The 15,378-nt window shown below is 65.3% G+C and carries 14 protein-coding genes; 5 read left to right on the top strand and 9 right to left on the bottom strand.

All coding sequences use genetic code 11. The features are described from left to right. The first annotated feature begins 88 nt into the window (after positions 1 to 88). Complete coding sequence (gene grpE / locus ACIGJE_RS04895) at positions 89 to 742, top strand: nucleotide exchange factor GrpE (RefSeq protein ID WP_415082853.1); 654 nt, start codon at positions 89 to 91, stop codon at positions 740 to 742. A 63-nt stretch (positions 743 to 805) separates the two neighbouring features. Here grpE and ggt read toward each other — a convergent pair whose 3' ends face one another. The 3 genes from ggt to ACIGJE_RS04880 form a co-directional block, all read right to left on the bottom strand. Further along, entirely contained in the window at positions 806 to 2,551 is a 1,746-nt protein-coding gene (gene ggt, locus ACIGJE_RS04890) for a gamma-glutamyltransferase (RefSeq protein ID WP_483679423.1), read from the bottom strand. A 271-nt stretch (positions 2,552 to 2,822) separates the two neighbouring features. Next, a complete protein-coding gene (locus ACIGJE_RS04885; RefSeq protein ID WP_311939791.1) occupies positions 2,823 to 4,178 on the bottom strand; it encodes an aspartate aminotransferase family protein in 1,356 nt (451 codons plus the stop codon). Then, the gene (locus tag ACIGJE_RS04880; protein WP_483680206.1) at positions 4,175 to 5,077 is read right to left on the bottom strand and encodes a MurR/RpiR family transcriptional regulator; all 903 of its coding nucleotides are present in this window, start codon (positions 5,075 to 5,077) and stop codon (positions 4,175 to 4,177) included. The genes ACIGJE_RS04885 and ACIGJE_RS04880 overlap by 4 nt, the downstream gene beginning before the upstream one ends. A 99-nt stretch (positions 5,078 to 5,176) precedes the next feature. Here ACIGJE_RS04880 and ACIGJE_RS04875 point away from each other — a divergent pair, with 99 nt between their 5' ends. Beyond that, positions 5,177 to 6,013: a beta-keto acid cleavage family enzyme gene (locus ACIGJE_RS04875; RefSeq protein ID WP_483679421.1), complete on the top strand. Its 837-nt coding sequence runs from the start codon at positions 5,177 to 5,179 to the stop codon at positions 6,011 to 6,013. A 59-nt stretch (positions 6,014 to 6,072) separates the two neighbouring features. On the opposite strand, the gene trxA is transcribed toward ACIGJE_RS04875, so the two are convergent. Both trxA and ACIGJE_RS04865 read right to left on the bottom strand, forming a co-directional pair. Next, the gene (trxA, locus tag ACIGJE_RS04870) at positions 6,073 to 6,402 is read right to left on the bottom strand and encodes a thioredoxin (RefSeq protein WP_068292695.1); all 330 of its coding nucleotides are present in this window, start codon (positions 6,400 to 6,402) and stop codon (positions 6,073 to 6,075) included. A 172-nt stretch (positions 6,403 to 6,574) separates the two neighbouring features. Then, on the bottom strand, positions 6,575 to 7,024 hold the full coding sequence (locus tag ACIGJE_RS04865; protein WP_311939797.1) for a L,D-transpeptidase: 450 nt from the start codon (positions 7,022 to 7,024) through the stop codon (positions 6,575 to 6,577). Positions 7,025 to 7,262: 238 nt separating this feature from the next. Between ACIGJE_RS04865 and mepA the strand changes: the two genes are divergently transcribed. After that, positions 7,263 to 8,207, top strand: a complete 945-nt coding sequence (gene mepA, locus ACIGJE_RS04860) for a penicillin-insensitive murein endopeptidase (protein WP_483679419.1) — start codon at positions 7,263 to 7,265, stop codon at positions 8,205 to 8,207. A gap of 67 nt (positions 8,208 to 8,274) precedes the next feature. On the opposite strand, the gene ACIGJE_RS04855 is transcribed toward mepA, so the two are convergent. From ACIGJE_RS04855 to ACIGJE_RS04845, 3 genes are all read right to left on the bottom strand, one after another. Then, complete coding sequence (locus ACIGJE_RS04855; protein ID WP_068292686.1) at positions 8,275 to 8,781, bottom strand: TIGR00645 family protein; 507 nt, start codon at positions 8,779 to 8,781, stop codon at positions 8,275 to 8,277. A gap of 115 nt (positions 8,782 to 8,896) precedes the next feature. Beyond that, positions 8,897 to 9,256 (bottom strand): dihydroneopterin aldolase, encoded by a 360-nt coding sequence (gene folB, locus ACIGJE_RS04850; RefSeq protein WP_210249987.1) that lies wholly within the window; start codon positions 9,254 to 9,256, stop codon positions 8,897 to 8,899. 20 nt (positions 9,257 to 9,276) lie between these two features. Beyond that, a complete protein-coding gene (locus ACIGJE_RS04845; protein ID WP_311939807.1) occupies positions 9,277 to 10,089 on the bottom strand; it encodes a HesA/MoeB/ThiF family protein in 813 nt (270 codons plus the stop codon). A gap of 147 nt (positions 10,090 to 10,236) precedes the next feature. Here ACIGJE_RS04845 and polA point away from each other — a divergent pair, with 147 nt between their 5' ends. Together polA and ACIGJE_RS04835 are read left to right on the top strand one after the other, a co-directional pair. Further along, entirely contained in the window at positions 10,237 to 13,221 is a 2,985-nt protein-coding gene (polA, locus tag ACIGJE_RS04840) for a DNA polymerase I (protein WP_483679417.1), read from the top strand. Positions 13,222 to 13,488: 267 nt separating this feature from the next. Continuing rightward, a complete protein-coding gene (locus tag ACIGJE_RS04835; RefSeq protein WP_483679415.1) occupies positions 13,489 to 14,157 on the top strand; it encodes a DUF2076 domain-containing protein in 669 nt (222 codons plus the stop codon). Between the two features lie 198 nt (positions 14,158 to 14,355). On the opposite strand, the gene cysK is transcribed toward ACIGJE_RS04835, so the two are convergent. Continuing rightward, positions 14,356 to 15,318, bottom strand: a complete 963-nt coding sequence (gene cysK, locus ACIGJE_RS04830; RefSeq protein WP_068292673.1) for a cysteine synthase A — start codon at positions 15,316 to 15,318, stop codon at positions 14,356 to 14,358. Positions 15,319 to 15,378: the final 60 nt, after the last annotated feature.

The raw sequence follows: 15,378 nt of genomic DNA, 5'->3' as shown, positions 1-15,378 counted from the left end.
GCGGATTGAGGTTGTTCGCAGCATCAACCCTTGATTTTATCGGCCAGGACGCTGATATCCCGGCCGAACATGAGTTGGAAAAGGTGAAATGACCAGCAAGACCAAACCCGAAGCCGAAACCGAGACCCGCGCTGCGGCCGAGGCGGCCGCCCCGGCGGCGCCGACGGCGGCGGACAGCGTGGGCCAGGCTGGTGGCGAACAAGCCGGCGCCGACCAGACCGCCGTGAACGACAATGCCTTCGAGGTTCTCACCAAGCTGCAGGCCGAGAATGCCGAGCTGAAGGACCGCGTGCTGCGCGCCATGGCGGAGATCGAGAATGTGCGCCGCCGCGGCGAGCGCGAACTCAACGATGCACGCCAATATGCCATCGCCAAATTCGCCGGCGACATGCTCGGCGTCGCCGACAACATGGAACGCGCTTTGGCGAGCGTCCCTGCCGAGGCTCGCGAGACCGATGCCGCCGTCAAGGCGCTGATAGAGGGCGTGGAACTCACCGAGAAGGAAATGCTGCGCTCGCTGGAAAAGCACGGCGTCAAGAAGCTCGACCCCAAGGGGGAGCGGTTCGACCCCAATTTCCATCAGGCGATGTTCGAGATCCCCGATCCCTCCGTGCCCAACGGCACCGTGGCCCAGGTGGTGCAGGTCGGCTATTCGATCGGCTCGCGCGTGCTGCGCCCGGCCATGGTCGGCGTCGCCCGCGGCGGCCCGAAGCAGGCCGCCGAAGCCGAAAAGCAGGCCTGATCGACGGCGACATGTGGAGTGCGTTTTACCCTCCCCTGGAGGGGGAGGGTAAGAAACGCAGCCTCAATATCCGGCCGCCAGGCCTGATTCGACGCGGCTGTCCATGGCGCCGTTGTAACGGGCACCGTCGCCTTTCTTGATGGTGGCGAGATCCTTGCCGCCGACTAGGATGCCGGCCGCCTTGCCCCAGACCGGCCAGGCCGGGTCGCCCTCATCCACCTTGTAGCCCATCTCGACCAGCAGCTTCACCGTGTCGGGCGAGAGCGCCTGGGGCTCGGTATAGATCTGGTCGGGCAGCCATTGATGGTGGATGCGCGGCGCATCGACGGCTTCCTGGATATCCAGGCCATGGTCGATCACGTTGAGGATGGCCTGCAGCGTGATGGTGATGATGCGCGAGCCGCCGGGGCTGCCGATCACCATGAAGGGCTTGCCATCCTTGGTGACCACGGTGGGACTCATCGAGGAAAGCGGCGTCTTCTTGGGTTCGATGGCATTGGCCTCGCCCTGCACCAGCCCGTAGAGGTTGGGCACGCCGGGCTTGGCGGTGAAGTCGTCCATCTCGTTGTTGAGCAGGATGCCGGTACCCTCGGCCACCACGCCGGCGCCATAGGAGCCGTTCAGCGTATAGGTGACGGCGACGGCATTGCCGTCATTGTCGATGATCGAATAATGCGTGGTTTCCTTGGACTCGCCCATGCCCTTGGGCATCAGCTCCTTGGAAACGCCGGCCTTGTAGGGATTGATCTTGGCCCGGATCTCGGCGGCGTAGTTCTTGTCGAGCAGATGCGGGACGGGGTTCTTGACGAAATCGGGATCGCCCAGGCTGGAATTGCGGTCGACATAGGCGTAGCGCATCGCCTCCACCATCAGATGCACGGTATTGGCCGAATCAGCGCCGAGATAGGAGAGCGGATAGCCCTCCAGCACGTTGAGGATCTCGCAGATGATCACGCCGCCGGAGCTCGGCGGGGGCGAGGAGATGATGTCGTAGCCGCGATAATTGCACTTCACCGGCTCGAGCTCGCGCACCTTGTACTGCTCGAAATCCTCCTTCTTGAGGATGCCGCCCTTGGCGCCGGACGCCTTGACGATGGCATCGGCGATCGCGCCCTTGTAGAAGGCATCCTGGCCCTTTTCGGAAATGGCGGAAAGCGAGGCGGCGAGATCGGGCTGCTTGAAGGTGTCGCCGACCGCATGCGGCTTGCCGTCGGCCTGCAGGAAGATCTTGGCCGCGTTGGGATCGCGCTTGAGCCAGTCGGCATTCTCCTTCACCGAGGCGACGTCGCCCTGGCCGAGCACATAGCCATCCTTGGCATAGCGAATGGCGGCTTCCATCAAATCCTTGCGCGGCAGGGAGCCATATTTCTCGCGGGCATATTCGAAGCCTGCCACCGAGCCGGGCACGCCGACGGCGAGATAGCCATCCGTGGAGGCGCCCTTCACCGGGTTGCCCTTGTCGTCGAGATACATGTTCTTGGTGGAGGCCGCCGGCGCCCGCTCGCGGAAATCGATGAAGGTCGACTTGCCGTCCTTGGTGCGGATGGTCATGAAGCCGCCGCCACCGATATTGCCGGCTTCCGGCCAGACCACCGCCAGCGTGTAGCCGACCGCCACGGCGGCATCGATGGCGTTGCCGCCTTTCTTGAGGACGTCCACGCCGGCCTGCGTGGCCAGGCGCTGGGTGGTGACGACCATGCCGTGCTCGGCCTCCACCGGCGCCGGCGAAGCGGCATGGGCCCCTGCAAGGGGTGCGAAGGTCAGTGCGACGACAAGACCGGTGACGGTCACCGGACGGACGTGGTGCATAGGCTCCTCCTCTGACTGCGCGGTTTCCGCCCCCCGAGGCCGGAACGCCGCGCTCATTTCCTTGACGTTCAGAGCCTGATTCGAACCAGGTTGAGAGAATCAGGCCTCCGCTGCACCCGACTTGCTCGGGAACATCGATCATCTCGGCACGACCGCTCCCCGGGACCGCATCAACGGCCCGCCGGCGGCGCACGCCTCCGAAGGTCTCATTGCTAGACGGGATTTCGGCTTGCGTCGATAGAGCCGTGTCTGACCCGGCCCCCTCTCAGCCTCAAGAAATCGTTCGGCGCTTTGCCACCGGCAGGCTGGCCACGGCCGCATCGACCGCATCGCCAAGGCGCTCGACCACGGCATCGACCGCGTTGCGCTCGATGATGAAGGGTGGTGCCAGCAGGACATGGTCGCCCTCGACGCCATCGATGGTACCGCCCATCGGGTAGATCATCAGCCCGCGCGCCATGGCCTCGCGCTTGACGGCGGCGTGGAGCTTGAGCGCGGGATCGAAGGGCTGCTTGCTGCTGCGCTCGGCGACGAACTCGATGGCGCGGAACAGGCCGCGGCCCCTGACGTCGCCGATATGGGCATGGTTGGCGAAACGTTGCTCCAGCCGTTCCTGCAGGTGGCCGCCCATGACGACGACATTGGCCAGAAGATTATCGCGCACGATTGTCTCCTGTACGGCCAAGGCGGCCGCGGCGGCCATGGCATGGCCCATATAGGTGTGGCCATGCTGGAAGAATCCCGAACCTCCGGCGAAGGCCTCGAAGATCGCGCCGCTGAGCAGGACGGCGCCGATCGGCTGATAGCCGCCGCCGAGGCCCTTGGCGATGGTCATGAGATCAGGCGCCACGCCCTCCTGCTCGCAGGCATGCAGCGTGCCCGTACGCCCCATGCCGCACATGACTTCGTCGAGGATGAGCAAGACACCGTAGCGGTCGCAGATCTCGCGGATGCGGGCGAAGTAGCCCGCAACGGGCGGCACCGCGCCCGCCGTGGCGCCGACCACCGTCTCGGCCAGGAAAGCGAGGACTTCATCCGGCCCCAATTCGAGAATCTTGTCCTCAAGGGCCTGTGCGGCCCGCGCTGCATAAGCTTCGTCGCTCTCGCCCGGTGCCTGGAAGCGATAGGCGAAGCAGGGATCGATATGATGGGTCTCGATCAGCAGCGGCAGGAACTGGGCCCTGCGCCACTGATTGCCTCCGGCGGCGAGGGCCGCCAGCGTATTGCCGTGAAAGCTCTGGCGCCGAGCAATCACATGCCGGCGCTGCTGCTGCCCCTTCTCGACGAAATATTGCCGCGCCATCTTCAGGGCCGCCTCGACGGCCTCCGAGCCTCCGCTGACGAGATAGGCCCGCTCCAGCCCGGCAGGCGCATGGGCGATCAGGCAATCCGCCAGTTGCTCGGCGACCTCGGTGGTGAAGAAAGAGGTATGGGCATAGGCGAGCATATCGAGCTGGCGGTGCAGGGCCTCCCGCACGGCCGGATGGCCATGGCCGAGGCAGGAGACCGCGGCCCCGCCCGAGGCATCGATATAGCGCTTGCCGGCGGCATCGATCAGTTCGATGCCGCGCCCCCCGGCGGCGACCGGCATGACGGCATTGGCGGCACGATGGAGCAGATGGCTCATGGAGAGGTTCCAGGAAGTTTCGGCTGGGGACGCTGGGTCAAGTGGGTGCCGAGGGCGGCCAGATGCGCATCGGTCCGGCGCAAGGCGGCAAGTGCGGCTTCGCCGTCATGGCCGGCCACCAGCGCAGCCAGCACTTCGGCCGCCGCGAAGGCCGGCGTCACGGCATGCAGGAAGGAGGGGCTGGCCGTCGGCACGACGAGGTGATGGCGCGAGATCCTGGCCAGCGGCGCCACTTCGCTGTCGGTGATGGCGAGGACCGACAGCCCATGCGAAGCGGCATGCTCGGCGAGCTCGAGGGTGAGGCGCGTATAGGGTTGCAGGCTGACAGCCACCATCACCTCGCCCGGGGCGGCACCGATGAGGGCGTCGGCGCCGGTGGCGGCGATCCCGTCGAGCAGCACGCTGGGCCTGCCGATCAGGGTGAGTGCATAATGCAGGTGCCAGGCGACCGGATGGCTCGCCCGCAGGCCAAGGCAATGGATGCGGCGTGCTGAAGCAAGCGCCTGCGCAGCGCCAGCAAATGCGGCGAGCGGTTTGGCTGTCGCAAGCCCACCAAGCTGGGCGCCGAGCATGGCGAGCATGGCGGCGGCAAGGTCTCCGTCGCCGCCGCGCTCCTGCCGGGTAAGATGGTCGCCCGCCTGGCCCGCGAAACCTGTCGGCGCTTCCCGCAGCGTATCGGCATGCCGTTCCCGCAGGGCCTCGTAACCGTCGAAACCCAATTGCCGGGCCAGCCGCATCATGGTCGCCGGCTGCACGCCGGCACGGCGGGCCTGTTCCCGCATCGACAGAAGAGCGACATCGCGCGGATTCTCCAGCACATAGCGCGCGGCTGCCTTGATCTGCGCCGGCATCGCGTCAAAGCCCCTGACGATCTCCTCGGCCAGGCCGTCGAGATCCACAAGCTTGGTCATGCCCTGTGCTCCGTCGGAAGGATTATTGAAACAAATGTATCATATGCTATCGTATTGATACAAATGAATCCTTACCCGGAGACGGATTTGTCGGCTACGCTGGATTGCGCCCCCCGTTTCATAGCCGTCGCTCCCAATGGCGGCCGACGGACCAAAGCGGATCACCCGGCCCTGCCGATGACGGCCTCCGCCCTGGCGCAGACGGCCGCAACCTGTCTCGAGGCCGGAGCGGCCATGATCCATGTCCATGTCCGGCGCAAGGATGGCAGCCATTTGCTCGATGCCGAGGCCTATCGCGCCGTCATCGCCGCGATTGCCGCCGTGACGGGCAAGGATCTCGTGGTGCAGGTCACCAGCGAGGCGCTCGGCCTCTATTCACCGGCGGAACAAAGGGCCGTCATCCGCGCCACCAGGCCGGAGGCGGTATCGCTTGCCTTGCGCGAACTCGTGCCCGTTGCCGCTGAGGAAGCCGCCTTTGCCGAATTGCTGCTGTTCCTCAGGCTGATCGGCGCCATGCCGCAGATCATCCTCTACACGCCGGACGAAGCCGTGCGCCTGGCCGACATGCAGCAGCGGGGCCTCATCCCCTATGAAAAACTGCCCGTGCTCTATGTTCTCGGCCGCTATACGGCGGACCAGACCTCCAGCCCCGCCGATCTTCTGCCCTTCCTCGCCGAGGACATGCCACGCTTCGATCCCTGGAGCCTGTGCGCCTTCGGGCCGCAGGAAGCAGCCTGCGTCACCGCCGCAGCCCGACTTGGCGGGCACGCCCGCGTCGGCTTCGAGAACAACCTTCATCGCCCCGACGGCACGCTGGCCCGGGACAATGCCGAACTGGTGTCGCTGACACGCCAGGCGATCGAGGCGATCGGCCTGAAGATCGGCGATGCCGATGCCCTGCGTGCGGCAACGCTGGCGGCATGAAAAAGGCGGCCCGGAGGCCGCCTTCATTCACAAAGCAGATGCTGAAGCGAGTTTTCGCCTCAGGCCGCCGAGGCCGAAACCCAGCGCGACAACTCGCCCTTGGGAGCGGCGCCGACCTTCTGGGCGACGGGCTTGCCGTCCTTGAACACGATGAGCATCGGGATCGACATCACGCGGAACTGCGAAGCGATCTGCGGGTTCTCGTCGACGTTCAGCTTGGCGATCTTGACCTTGCCGGCCATCTCGGTGGCGATCTCGTCGAGGGCGGGCGCGATCATGCGGCAGGGACCGCACCACTCGGCCCAGAAATCGACGACGACCGGCTCAGCCGAATTCAGCACGTCATTGGCGAAGGAGGCATCCGTGACCTTGATCGTGTTGGCACCCATTTCGAGAATCTCCACAGCGGGAATGGCGGAATCGCCATGCAAATATCCGTTGCCCTCAAGCTAGGAATGCACCGGCCCAGCGTCAAGGAGCGGAATGGCCTCTCGCGCGAATGTGCACGGCTGATATGCAGATTCGAGGCGATTACCGGCCCAGTTCGGTGAAATCCAGCGGCTAGCCGATCACCACGCGCGTATCCGACATGCCTCGGTGCCGGATGAGCTGGTAGAGGGCTGCAGCGTGGGACGGCGCCAGCCGGATGCAGCCATGGGAAGCGGCACGACCGAGCTGCTTGACCGAATAGGTACCGTGCACCGCATAGCCCCCCTTGAAGAACACCGAATAGGGCATCGGCGAATTGTCGTATTTCTTCGAGTAATGCATGCGCTTGAGCAGCTTGGGGCGGTAGATGCCGCGCGGGGTATAATAGCCGCGCCGCGCGGTCGACACGGCCCAGACCGCCTCGACATTGCCGTCCACGATCACGGTCATGCGCTGCCTGGCGATATCGACCTTGGCCACGACGCCCGCGGAGGCCGGGGCCAGCTGGCAGAGCGCGGCGACGAAGAGCGTGAAGGCAACGGCGATCCAGCGGAATTTCGCGCTCAGATGCGGGGCAGGCATGACAGGTTCCTCGATGCGGTTCGCTGACATTGGCCGTACCGGGCCCTTATTCGCCATGCGCTTTCGCACAGGATGCAAGTCCGCCCGGAGCCGAACAAAGCATGAATCGAACATGGTTAATTTTCGGTTTCCATGCTCCGGCCGGCGGGATCCGAAATCCGAGGGATTACCGCTCGATGCTGCCGTTTGGGAAAAGACAGGATAGGATGCGGTCACGAATCACTTCGCGGGAGCACGCATGCGCCGTTTCGTCCGGACCTTTCCGTCGCTCAAATGCGGCTTGGCCCTGGCCGCCTTGCCGCTCCTGGCCATGGGGGGATCGGCCGTGGCGCAGGACATCACCCCGCCCGGCTACAAACTGCCGCCGCTCGGCGCGGTGACGGCTGCCACCCCCGCCAAGCAGCTCTTCGGCCGCGCCGAGACGCCGGCCAATATCGGCCTCGGCTCGATCGGCTTCTACGCCAAGGGCTGCCTGTCGAACGGCGTGGAACTGCCGGCCGACGGACCGACCTGGCAGGTCATGCGCCCCTCGCGCAATCGCGCCTGGGGCAATGCTGCCGTCATCCGGGTGGTGAAGAATCTCGCGGCCAAGGCCCCGACCGTGGCCGGCTGGCCCGGCATCCTGATCGGCGACATGGCGCAGCCGCGCGGCGGCCCGATGTTGACAGGCCATGCCTCGCATCAGATCGGGCTCGATGCCGACATCTGGCTGACGCCCATGCCGAACCGCAGGCTCAGCGTCGCCGAGCGCGAGACCAAGAGTGCCGTGATGATGGTGCGCCCGGACCGGCTCGACGTTTCGCGCTCGTGGACCGCGGGCCAGATGGGCATCGTGCGCGCCGCCGCCCAGGATCCGGCGGTCGAACGCATCTTCGTCAACGCCGCCATCAAGAAGGCGATGTGCCGCGATGCCACCGGTGACCGCTCCTGGCTCGGCAAGGTGCGCCCGATGTATGGGCACGACTATCATTTCCATGTCCGCATCACCTGCCCGCGCGGCAGCCCGAGCTGCACGCCCCAGAAGCCGCCGACAGGCGATGAGGGCTGCGGCAAGGAACTCGACTACTGGTTCTCGGATGCGGTGCTGCATCCCAAGCCGCGCCCCAAGCCGCCGCACCCGCCGCGCCAGCTCACCCTGAGCGATCTGCCCGCCGCCTGCAGCCAGGTCATCGCAGCGCCGTAGAAACGGCCCGAAGCCTGCCTTCCGGCCGAAGGCGGCATGGGCAGTCGAGCAGCGCCAAGCCGCGACCTCAATCGTCGGGATGGCCCGCCTTGGCCTGCAACAGGTCCGAGAAGGCCAGCAACACGCCCGAGATCATGAACACCATGTGGATGCCGACCAGCCAATAAAGGTCGCGGTCGGTCAGCTTCTCGATCTGCATGAAGCCCTTCAGGAGCTGGATGGCCGAGATCAGCACGATCGAGGCCAGCAGTTTGAGCTTGAGGCCGGCGAAATCGACCTTGGTCATCCAGGACGGCCAGGACAGATGTTCGGTGCCGTCGATCTTCGAGACGAAATTCTCATAGCCCGAGAAGATCACGATCAGGATCAGGCTGCCGAGCAGGGCAAGATCGACCAGCTCCAGCACGCCGATCACCGTTTCCTCAGTGGTGAAGCCATAGGCGCCGACGACATAATGCAGCAGTTCCTGCCCGAATTTCAGCAGGACGACGAACAGGGCGATGACCAGCCCGATATAGAAGGGCGCCAGCACCCAGCGCGAGGCGACAAGGCAGCGCTCGATCATTTTTTCCATGGAAAATCTCAACCCGATTGAACAATCGCGGGCAAAATAGAGGGACGCGCCCGGCCTGGGAACCCAGCCTTGCCAAATTGTAATCGAGTTGGATGGCTATCGCGGCCGCGGCCGGCTACTTGACGCGCAGGATCTCGACGCCGGCCATGGCGCCCGGCACGGCGCGCGGCTTTTCGACATGCACGCGCACGGTTGCAGCACGGTCGAAGGCAAGGCAGCGCTGCGCGAGCCGCTCGGCGAACGTCTCGAGCAGGTCGACATGGCTGGCGGCCAGGTCCCGGCCGATGGCGGCGATCTTGTCATAATCGATCGTGCCCTCGATATCGTCGTCGCCGAAACGGGCTTCGGCCAACGTCAGCTCGACATCCACGACCAGGGGCTGGGTTACGCCCTTCTCATGCTCGTAATAGCCGATATGGGCTTCGAGATTGAGGGCGCGCAGAAAGACGCGGCTATAGGATCGCGGTTCGGTCATGGCAGCGAGACATGCCACACTCAGCCGCGAAGCGCCATCGCCGTTTCGCCCGTTGCTTGCGCGGCTTCGCCATTCAGCGGGTTGTCGGGATCCCAGCCATAAAGGGTTTCGCCGAAGCGCATGTCGCGCGCATCGAGATGGATCAGGCGGCCGGTGAGCCCGGTGCCGAAGCCGACGATCTCGCGGATCGCCTCCAGCGCCATCATCGAGCCGGCCACGCCGGCAAGCGCGCCGAGCACGCCGGCCTCCGAACAGCTTGGAATGGTGCCCGGCGGCGGCTTTTGGGGGAAAAGGCAGCGCCAGGTCGGGTTGGGCTCGCCTTCGGCATTCCTCTCGAAGGGCCGCAATGTGGTCAGCATGGCGTCGAACACGCCGAGCGCCCCCATGATCAGCGGCTTGCGGCCGAAGAAGCAGGCATCGGAGACGGCATAGCGGGTGTCGAAATTGTCCGAGCCGTCGATCACCAGGTCATAGGAAGCGATCAGGCCGGCGGCGTTGGCGGGATCGATGCGCAGGGCATGCGGAACCACCGTCACATGCGGATTGAGCCGTGCGATCGCCTCGCTTGCCGTCTCGACCTTGGGACGGCCGATATCGGGCGTGGCATGGATGATCTGGCGCTGCAGGTTGGAAAGCGAGACGATATCGTCGTCGGCGATACCGAGCGTGCCGACACCTGCCGCCGCCAGATAGAGCAGCACGGGGGCGCCGAGCCCGCCGGCGCCGACCACCAGGATACGGGCCCGCGACAGGGCCTGTTGCCCGGCGCCGCCGACCTCGTGCATGACGACATGCCGGGCGTAACGCTCCAGCTCTTCGGATGAGAATGCCATGGGGCGAATGTAGGGGCGCGGAAGGTTGGGCGCAATCGCGGGGAGGGCCCTCCTGGGAGGACTTATCCATGGTCTCGCCTTCTCGATGCGAGCCTGTATGATCGCGCTCCAAGAATCAGTCCTGAACAGACCGAAGACGAGGCCCTGATGACTCCTGCTCCGCGCCCCCCCGGAAAGGGCGACCACGTCTTCCTGGTCGACGGCTCATCCTTCATCTTCCGGGCCTATTTCCAGTCGATCAACCAGGACGCCCGCTACAATTACCGCTCCGACCGCCTGCCGACGGGGGCGGTGCGCCTGTTCTGCAACGTGCTGCACAAGATGATCAAGGAAGGGGTGATGGGCAAGCAGCCCACCCATCTCGGCATCATCTTCGACAAATCTGAAGACTCCTTCCGCAAGGAGATCTACCCGCCCTACAAGGGCCACCGTCCCCCGCCGCCGGAAGAGCTGGTGCCGCAATTCCCGCTGATGCGGGTTGCCGTACGTGCCTTCGGCCTGAAGCCGGTGGAGCAGTCCCGCTACGAGGCAGACGATCTGATCGCCACCTATTGCGACATCGCCGTCAAGGCCGGCGCCGACGTGACCATCGTCTCGGCCGACAAGGATTTGATGCAGCTGATCCAGCCCGGCGTGGTGATGTTCGATCCCGCTTCCGGCGACCAGAAGGCCAAGGGTTCGCGTCCCGAGCGCCTGATCGCCGAGCCCGAGGTGCTGGAGAAGTTCGGCGTGACGCCCGACAAGGTGGTCGATGTGCAGGCCCTGGCCGGCGATTCCACCGACAATGTCCCCGGCGTGCCCGGTATCGGCGTCAAGACGGCGGCGCAGCTGATCAATGAATATGGCGACCTCGAAGGCCTCCTCGCCCGGGCCGGCGAGATCAAGCAGCCCAAGCGCCGCGAGAGCCTGACCGACCCCGTAAACATCAAGCTCGCCCGTATCTCGCGCGAACTGGTGAAGCTCGTCACCGACGTCACCCTGGAAACGCCGATCGAGGATCTCATCGCCCCCGGCCTCGATGCCAAGGGCGCCATCGCCTTCCTGAAGGCGATGGAGTTCTCCACCCTGACCCGCCGCATCGCCGAGGATGCCGGCCTCGACGTCGCCGATATTCCGGCCGACGAGGCACTGAAGATCCCCGACAGCGATTTCTCGCCCGCCCCGGCCCGGACGCCGGCGCCCAAGCCGGGCGCGGACGGCGTCTCTCCCGTTCCTGCGGTTGCCACGGGGGCTGGCACGCCCTCCGCCGTGGTGGAAAGCGTCAAGGCCAGGCTCGCCGCCATTCCCTTCGACGCCGGCTCCTACGAAACCGTCGCCAGCCTGGAAGCGCTCGACGGCTGGATCAGCAGGGCCCGCGAACTCGGTTATGTCGCCTTCGACACCGAGACCACCTCGCTCGACGCGCTGCAGGCCGATCTCGTCGGCTTCTCCCTGTCGGTCGAGCCGGGCAAGGCTTGCTACGTGCCCCTGCGCCATCGCGACAAGGCAGATCTGTTCGGCGGCGGCATGATGGCCGGGCAGGTCGAAGTGTCAGAGGCCCTGAAGCGGCTCAAGGGCCTGCTCGAAGATCCCGGCGTGCTGAAGATCGGCCAGAACCTGAAATACGACACGCTGGTGATGGGCGAGGAGAACGTCAAGGTCGCGCCCTATGACGACACCATGCTGATGTCCTATGTCGTCGATGGCGGGCGCGGCAATCACGGCATGGATGAATTGTCCGTGCGTCATTTCGGCCACAAGCCGATCGCCTTTTCCGAGGTCTGCGGCTCCGGCAAGTCGCTGATCGGCTTCGACCAGGTCACCATCGAGCGCGCCACCGCCTATGCCGCCGAGGATGCCGACGTCACGCTGCGCCTGTGGCTGCTGCTCAAGGCCCGCCTGGTCGCCGAGGGGCTGGTCACCATCTACGAGACGCTGGAGCGTCCGCTCGTCGCCGTGCTCGCCAAGATGGAATCGCGCGGCATCATGATCGATCGCCAGATCCTGGCGCGCTTGTCCGGCGAATTCGCCCAGAGCGCCGCCCGGCTCGAGGCCGAGATCCACGAGCTTGCCGGCGAGAACTTCAATGTCGGCTCACCCAAGCAGCTCGGCGACATCCTGTTCGGCAAGATGGGACTGCCCGGCGGCAAGAAGACCCCCACCGGCCAATGGGCGACCTCGGCCCAGGTCCTGGAGGACCTGGCCGACCAGGGCCTGGAACTGCCGCGGCGCATCGTGGCCTGGCGCCAGCTCACCAAGCTCAAATCGACCTATACCGATGCCCTGCCCACTTATGTGAACCCGAAATCGGGCAGGGTGCACACCTCCTACTCCCTGGCGGCGACCACCACCGGCCGCCTGTCCTCCTCCGAGCCCAACCTGCAGAACATTCCGGTGCGCACCGAGGAAGGCCGCAAGATCCGCTCGGCCTTCATCGCCGCTCCCGGCGCCAAGCTGATCTCGGCCGACTATTCGCAGATCGAGCTGCGCGTGCTCGCCCACGTCGCCGAGATCCCGCAGCTGACCAAGGCCTTCGAGGACGGCGTCGACATTCACGCCATGACGGCTTCGGAGATGTTCGGCGTGCCGGTCGCGGGCATGGACCCGCTGGTGCGGCGGCGCGCCAAGGCCATCAATTTCGGCATCATCTACGGCATCTCGGCCTTCGGGCTCGCCAATCAGCTCTCGATTCCCCGCGAGGAGGCGAGCGCCTATATCAAGAAGTATTTCGAACGCTTCCCCGGCATCCGCGACTACATGGACCGGATGAAGGCCGAATGCCGCGCGAATGGCTATGTCGAGACCGTCTTCGGCCGCAAGATGCATTTTCCGGCGATCGAATCGAAGAATCCGTCCGAGCGGGCCTTCGTCGAGCGCCAATCCATCAACGCCCCGATCCAGGGTTCGGCCGCCGACATCATCCGACGCGCCATGAGCCGGATGGACGCCGCCCTCCTCAAAGCCGGGCTCTCGGCCAAGATGCTGTTGCAGGTGCATGACGAACTCGTCTTCGAGGCACCCGAGGAGGAAGTCGAGGCGACGCTGCCGGTGGTCTCCCAGGTGATGGAGCATGCAGCCCTTCCGGCCCTGCAGCTCAAGGTGCCGCTGCAGGTCGAAGCGCGGGCCGCCGGCAACTGGGAAGAAGCGCATTGAGGCCTGGAGCGCGGACATCCTGTCCGCTCTTGAAACAATCAGATATCAGGATAGGACAACGCCCGTTTTTCTCTGCAAAAGCCGAAGGCAAACGAATTTCCTGGCAGCGTATCGTTTCAAGAGCGGACAGGATGTCCGCGCTCCGGGGCATTACTCCTTTGTAACGCGCCCCAATTCTGGCCGGTTCTTGTCCGATTGAGGTGCAGCACCCACATGGGAGGCGTTGCGGCCTACCCCCTCAGGAAGCAGCCGCGAAGGAGAGTCAGGATGACCCCCAACGAAAAAGCCCTCATCGAGGACCTGTTCAACCGCCTGCGCAGTTCCGCCCCGACCGGGCGCGATAACGAGGCGGAAGCCGCCATCGCGACGGAGATGGCTCGGTCGCCCGGCGCAGCCTATGCGCTGGTGCAGACCGTCCTGGTGCAGGACCACGCCCTGCGCGAGGCGCATGCCAAGGTGCAGGCCGCCGAAACGGCCTCCCAGCAAGCGCAACAAGCTCCGCAGGCGCCCCAGCAGCCTGCACAGCCGCAATCCATCCTCGAGCGCGCCGGCTCGGCCCTGCAGGGCTTCGGTGGCCAGCGCAACCAGGCTCAGCCAGGGCAGGTGCCTCCGCAGCAGGCCGAGCAGCCCGCCCGTGGCGGCGGCTTCCTGCAGGGCGCCCTGCAGACGGCGGCCGGCGTCGCCGGCGGCGCCTTGCTGTTCGAAGGCGTGCGCTCGATGTTCGGCGGCGGCGGTGGCCTGTTCGGCGGCGGCAGCTCTGCTCCCTGGGGCGAAGGCAACACCACCATCAACGAGACCATCATCAACGAAAACGCCGACAAGGGCCGCGACAACGACGACAATGTGCGCGACGCCAGCTACGATTCGAATGACGACGACGATGATGGCGATTACGATTCGGACGATTCCGGCGGCAGCGACGACAGCTGGATCTGATCGAGCCGTCTCCGGGTGCACGGGCATCACAGCGACATGTTTGCATGTCGCGATGCCCGTCCTTGGAAACGTACCGTTTGCCGGTGAGATAGAACGGGCAGGATGCCCGTGCACCGGAAAGACGCGAACCATATGACCTGACAAAACACCCCCGGCCAGTGCCTGACCGGGGGTGTTTTGCGTGGCAGGCAGGTCGCCTTACAGCCCTTCGAACAGGGCGCTGGAAATGTAGCGCTCGGCGAAGGAGGGCACGATCACCACGATGGACTTGTTGTCCATGCCAGGGCGGGCCGCCAATTCCAGCGCCGCGGCAACTGCCGCACCCGAAGAAATACCGCAGGGGATGCCCTCGATGCGGGCGAGGAGGCGGGCGGTGTCGAAGGAGGTCTGGTTGCCGACGGTGATGATGTCGTCGATCACCGAGCGATCGAGCACGTCGGGCACGAAGCCGGCGCCGATGCCCTGGATCTTGTGGGGGCCGGGCTGGCCGCCCGACAGCACCGGCGAATCCTCCGGCTCCACAGCGACGATCTTGAGATCGGGCTTGCGCGGCTTGAGCACCTGGCCGACGCCGGTGATGGTGCCGCCGGTGCCCACGCCCGAGACGAAATAGTCGATGTCACCCTTGGTGTCGTTCCAGATCTCCTCGGCCGTGGTGAGGCGATGGATCTCGGGATTGGCGGGATTGCGGAACTGCTGGGGAATGATGGCGCTCGGCAGTTCCTTGACGATCTCCTCGGCCTTGGCGACCGCGCCGCGCATGCCCTGGGCAGCCGGAGTGAGCACCAATTCGGCGCCGAGCAGGGCCAGCATCTTGCGGCGCTCGATCGACATCGATTCCGGCATGACGAGGATCAGGCGATAGCCGCGGGCGGCCGCGACGAAGGCGAGCGCGATGCCGGTATTGCCGGAGGTCGGCTCCACCAGCACGGTGTCGGGCTTGAGATGACCGGACTTCTCCAGCGCATCGATCATGCTGACGCCGATACGATCCTTGACGCTGGCGATCGGGTTGAAGAATTCGAGCTTGGCGAGGATGCGCGCCTTGACGTTCTTGGCCTTGGCCAGCCGGTTGAGCTGCACCAGCGGCGTGTCGCCGATGGTCTCGGTGATCGACTGGTAGATGCGGCCGCGGCCGGGCACATGATTGGCATTCGCCATGGGGAACGTCCTTGATTGAAAGCGGCTGGAATTCAACATTAATCCACGAAAATGTCGAGG

This window comes from Labrys sp. E2SS-1L (assembly GCF_057073705.1).
Note: the sequence above shows the minus strand (reverse complement) of the source record. Positions and strands in the feature narration are given on the sequence as shown.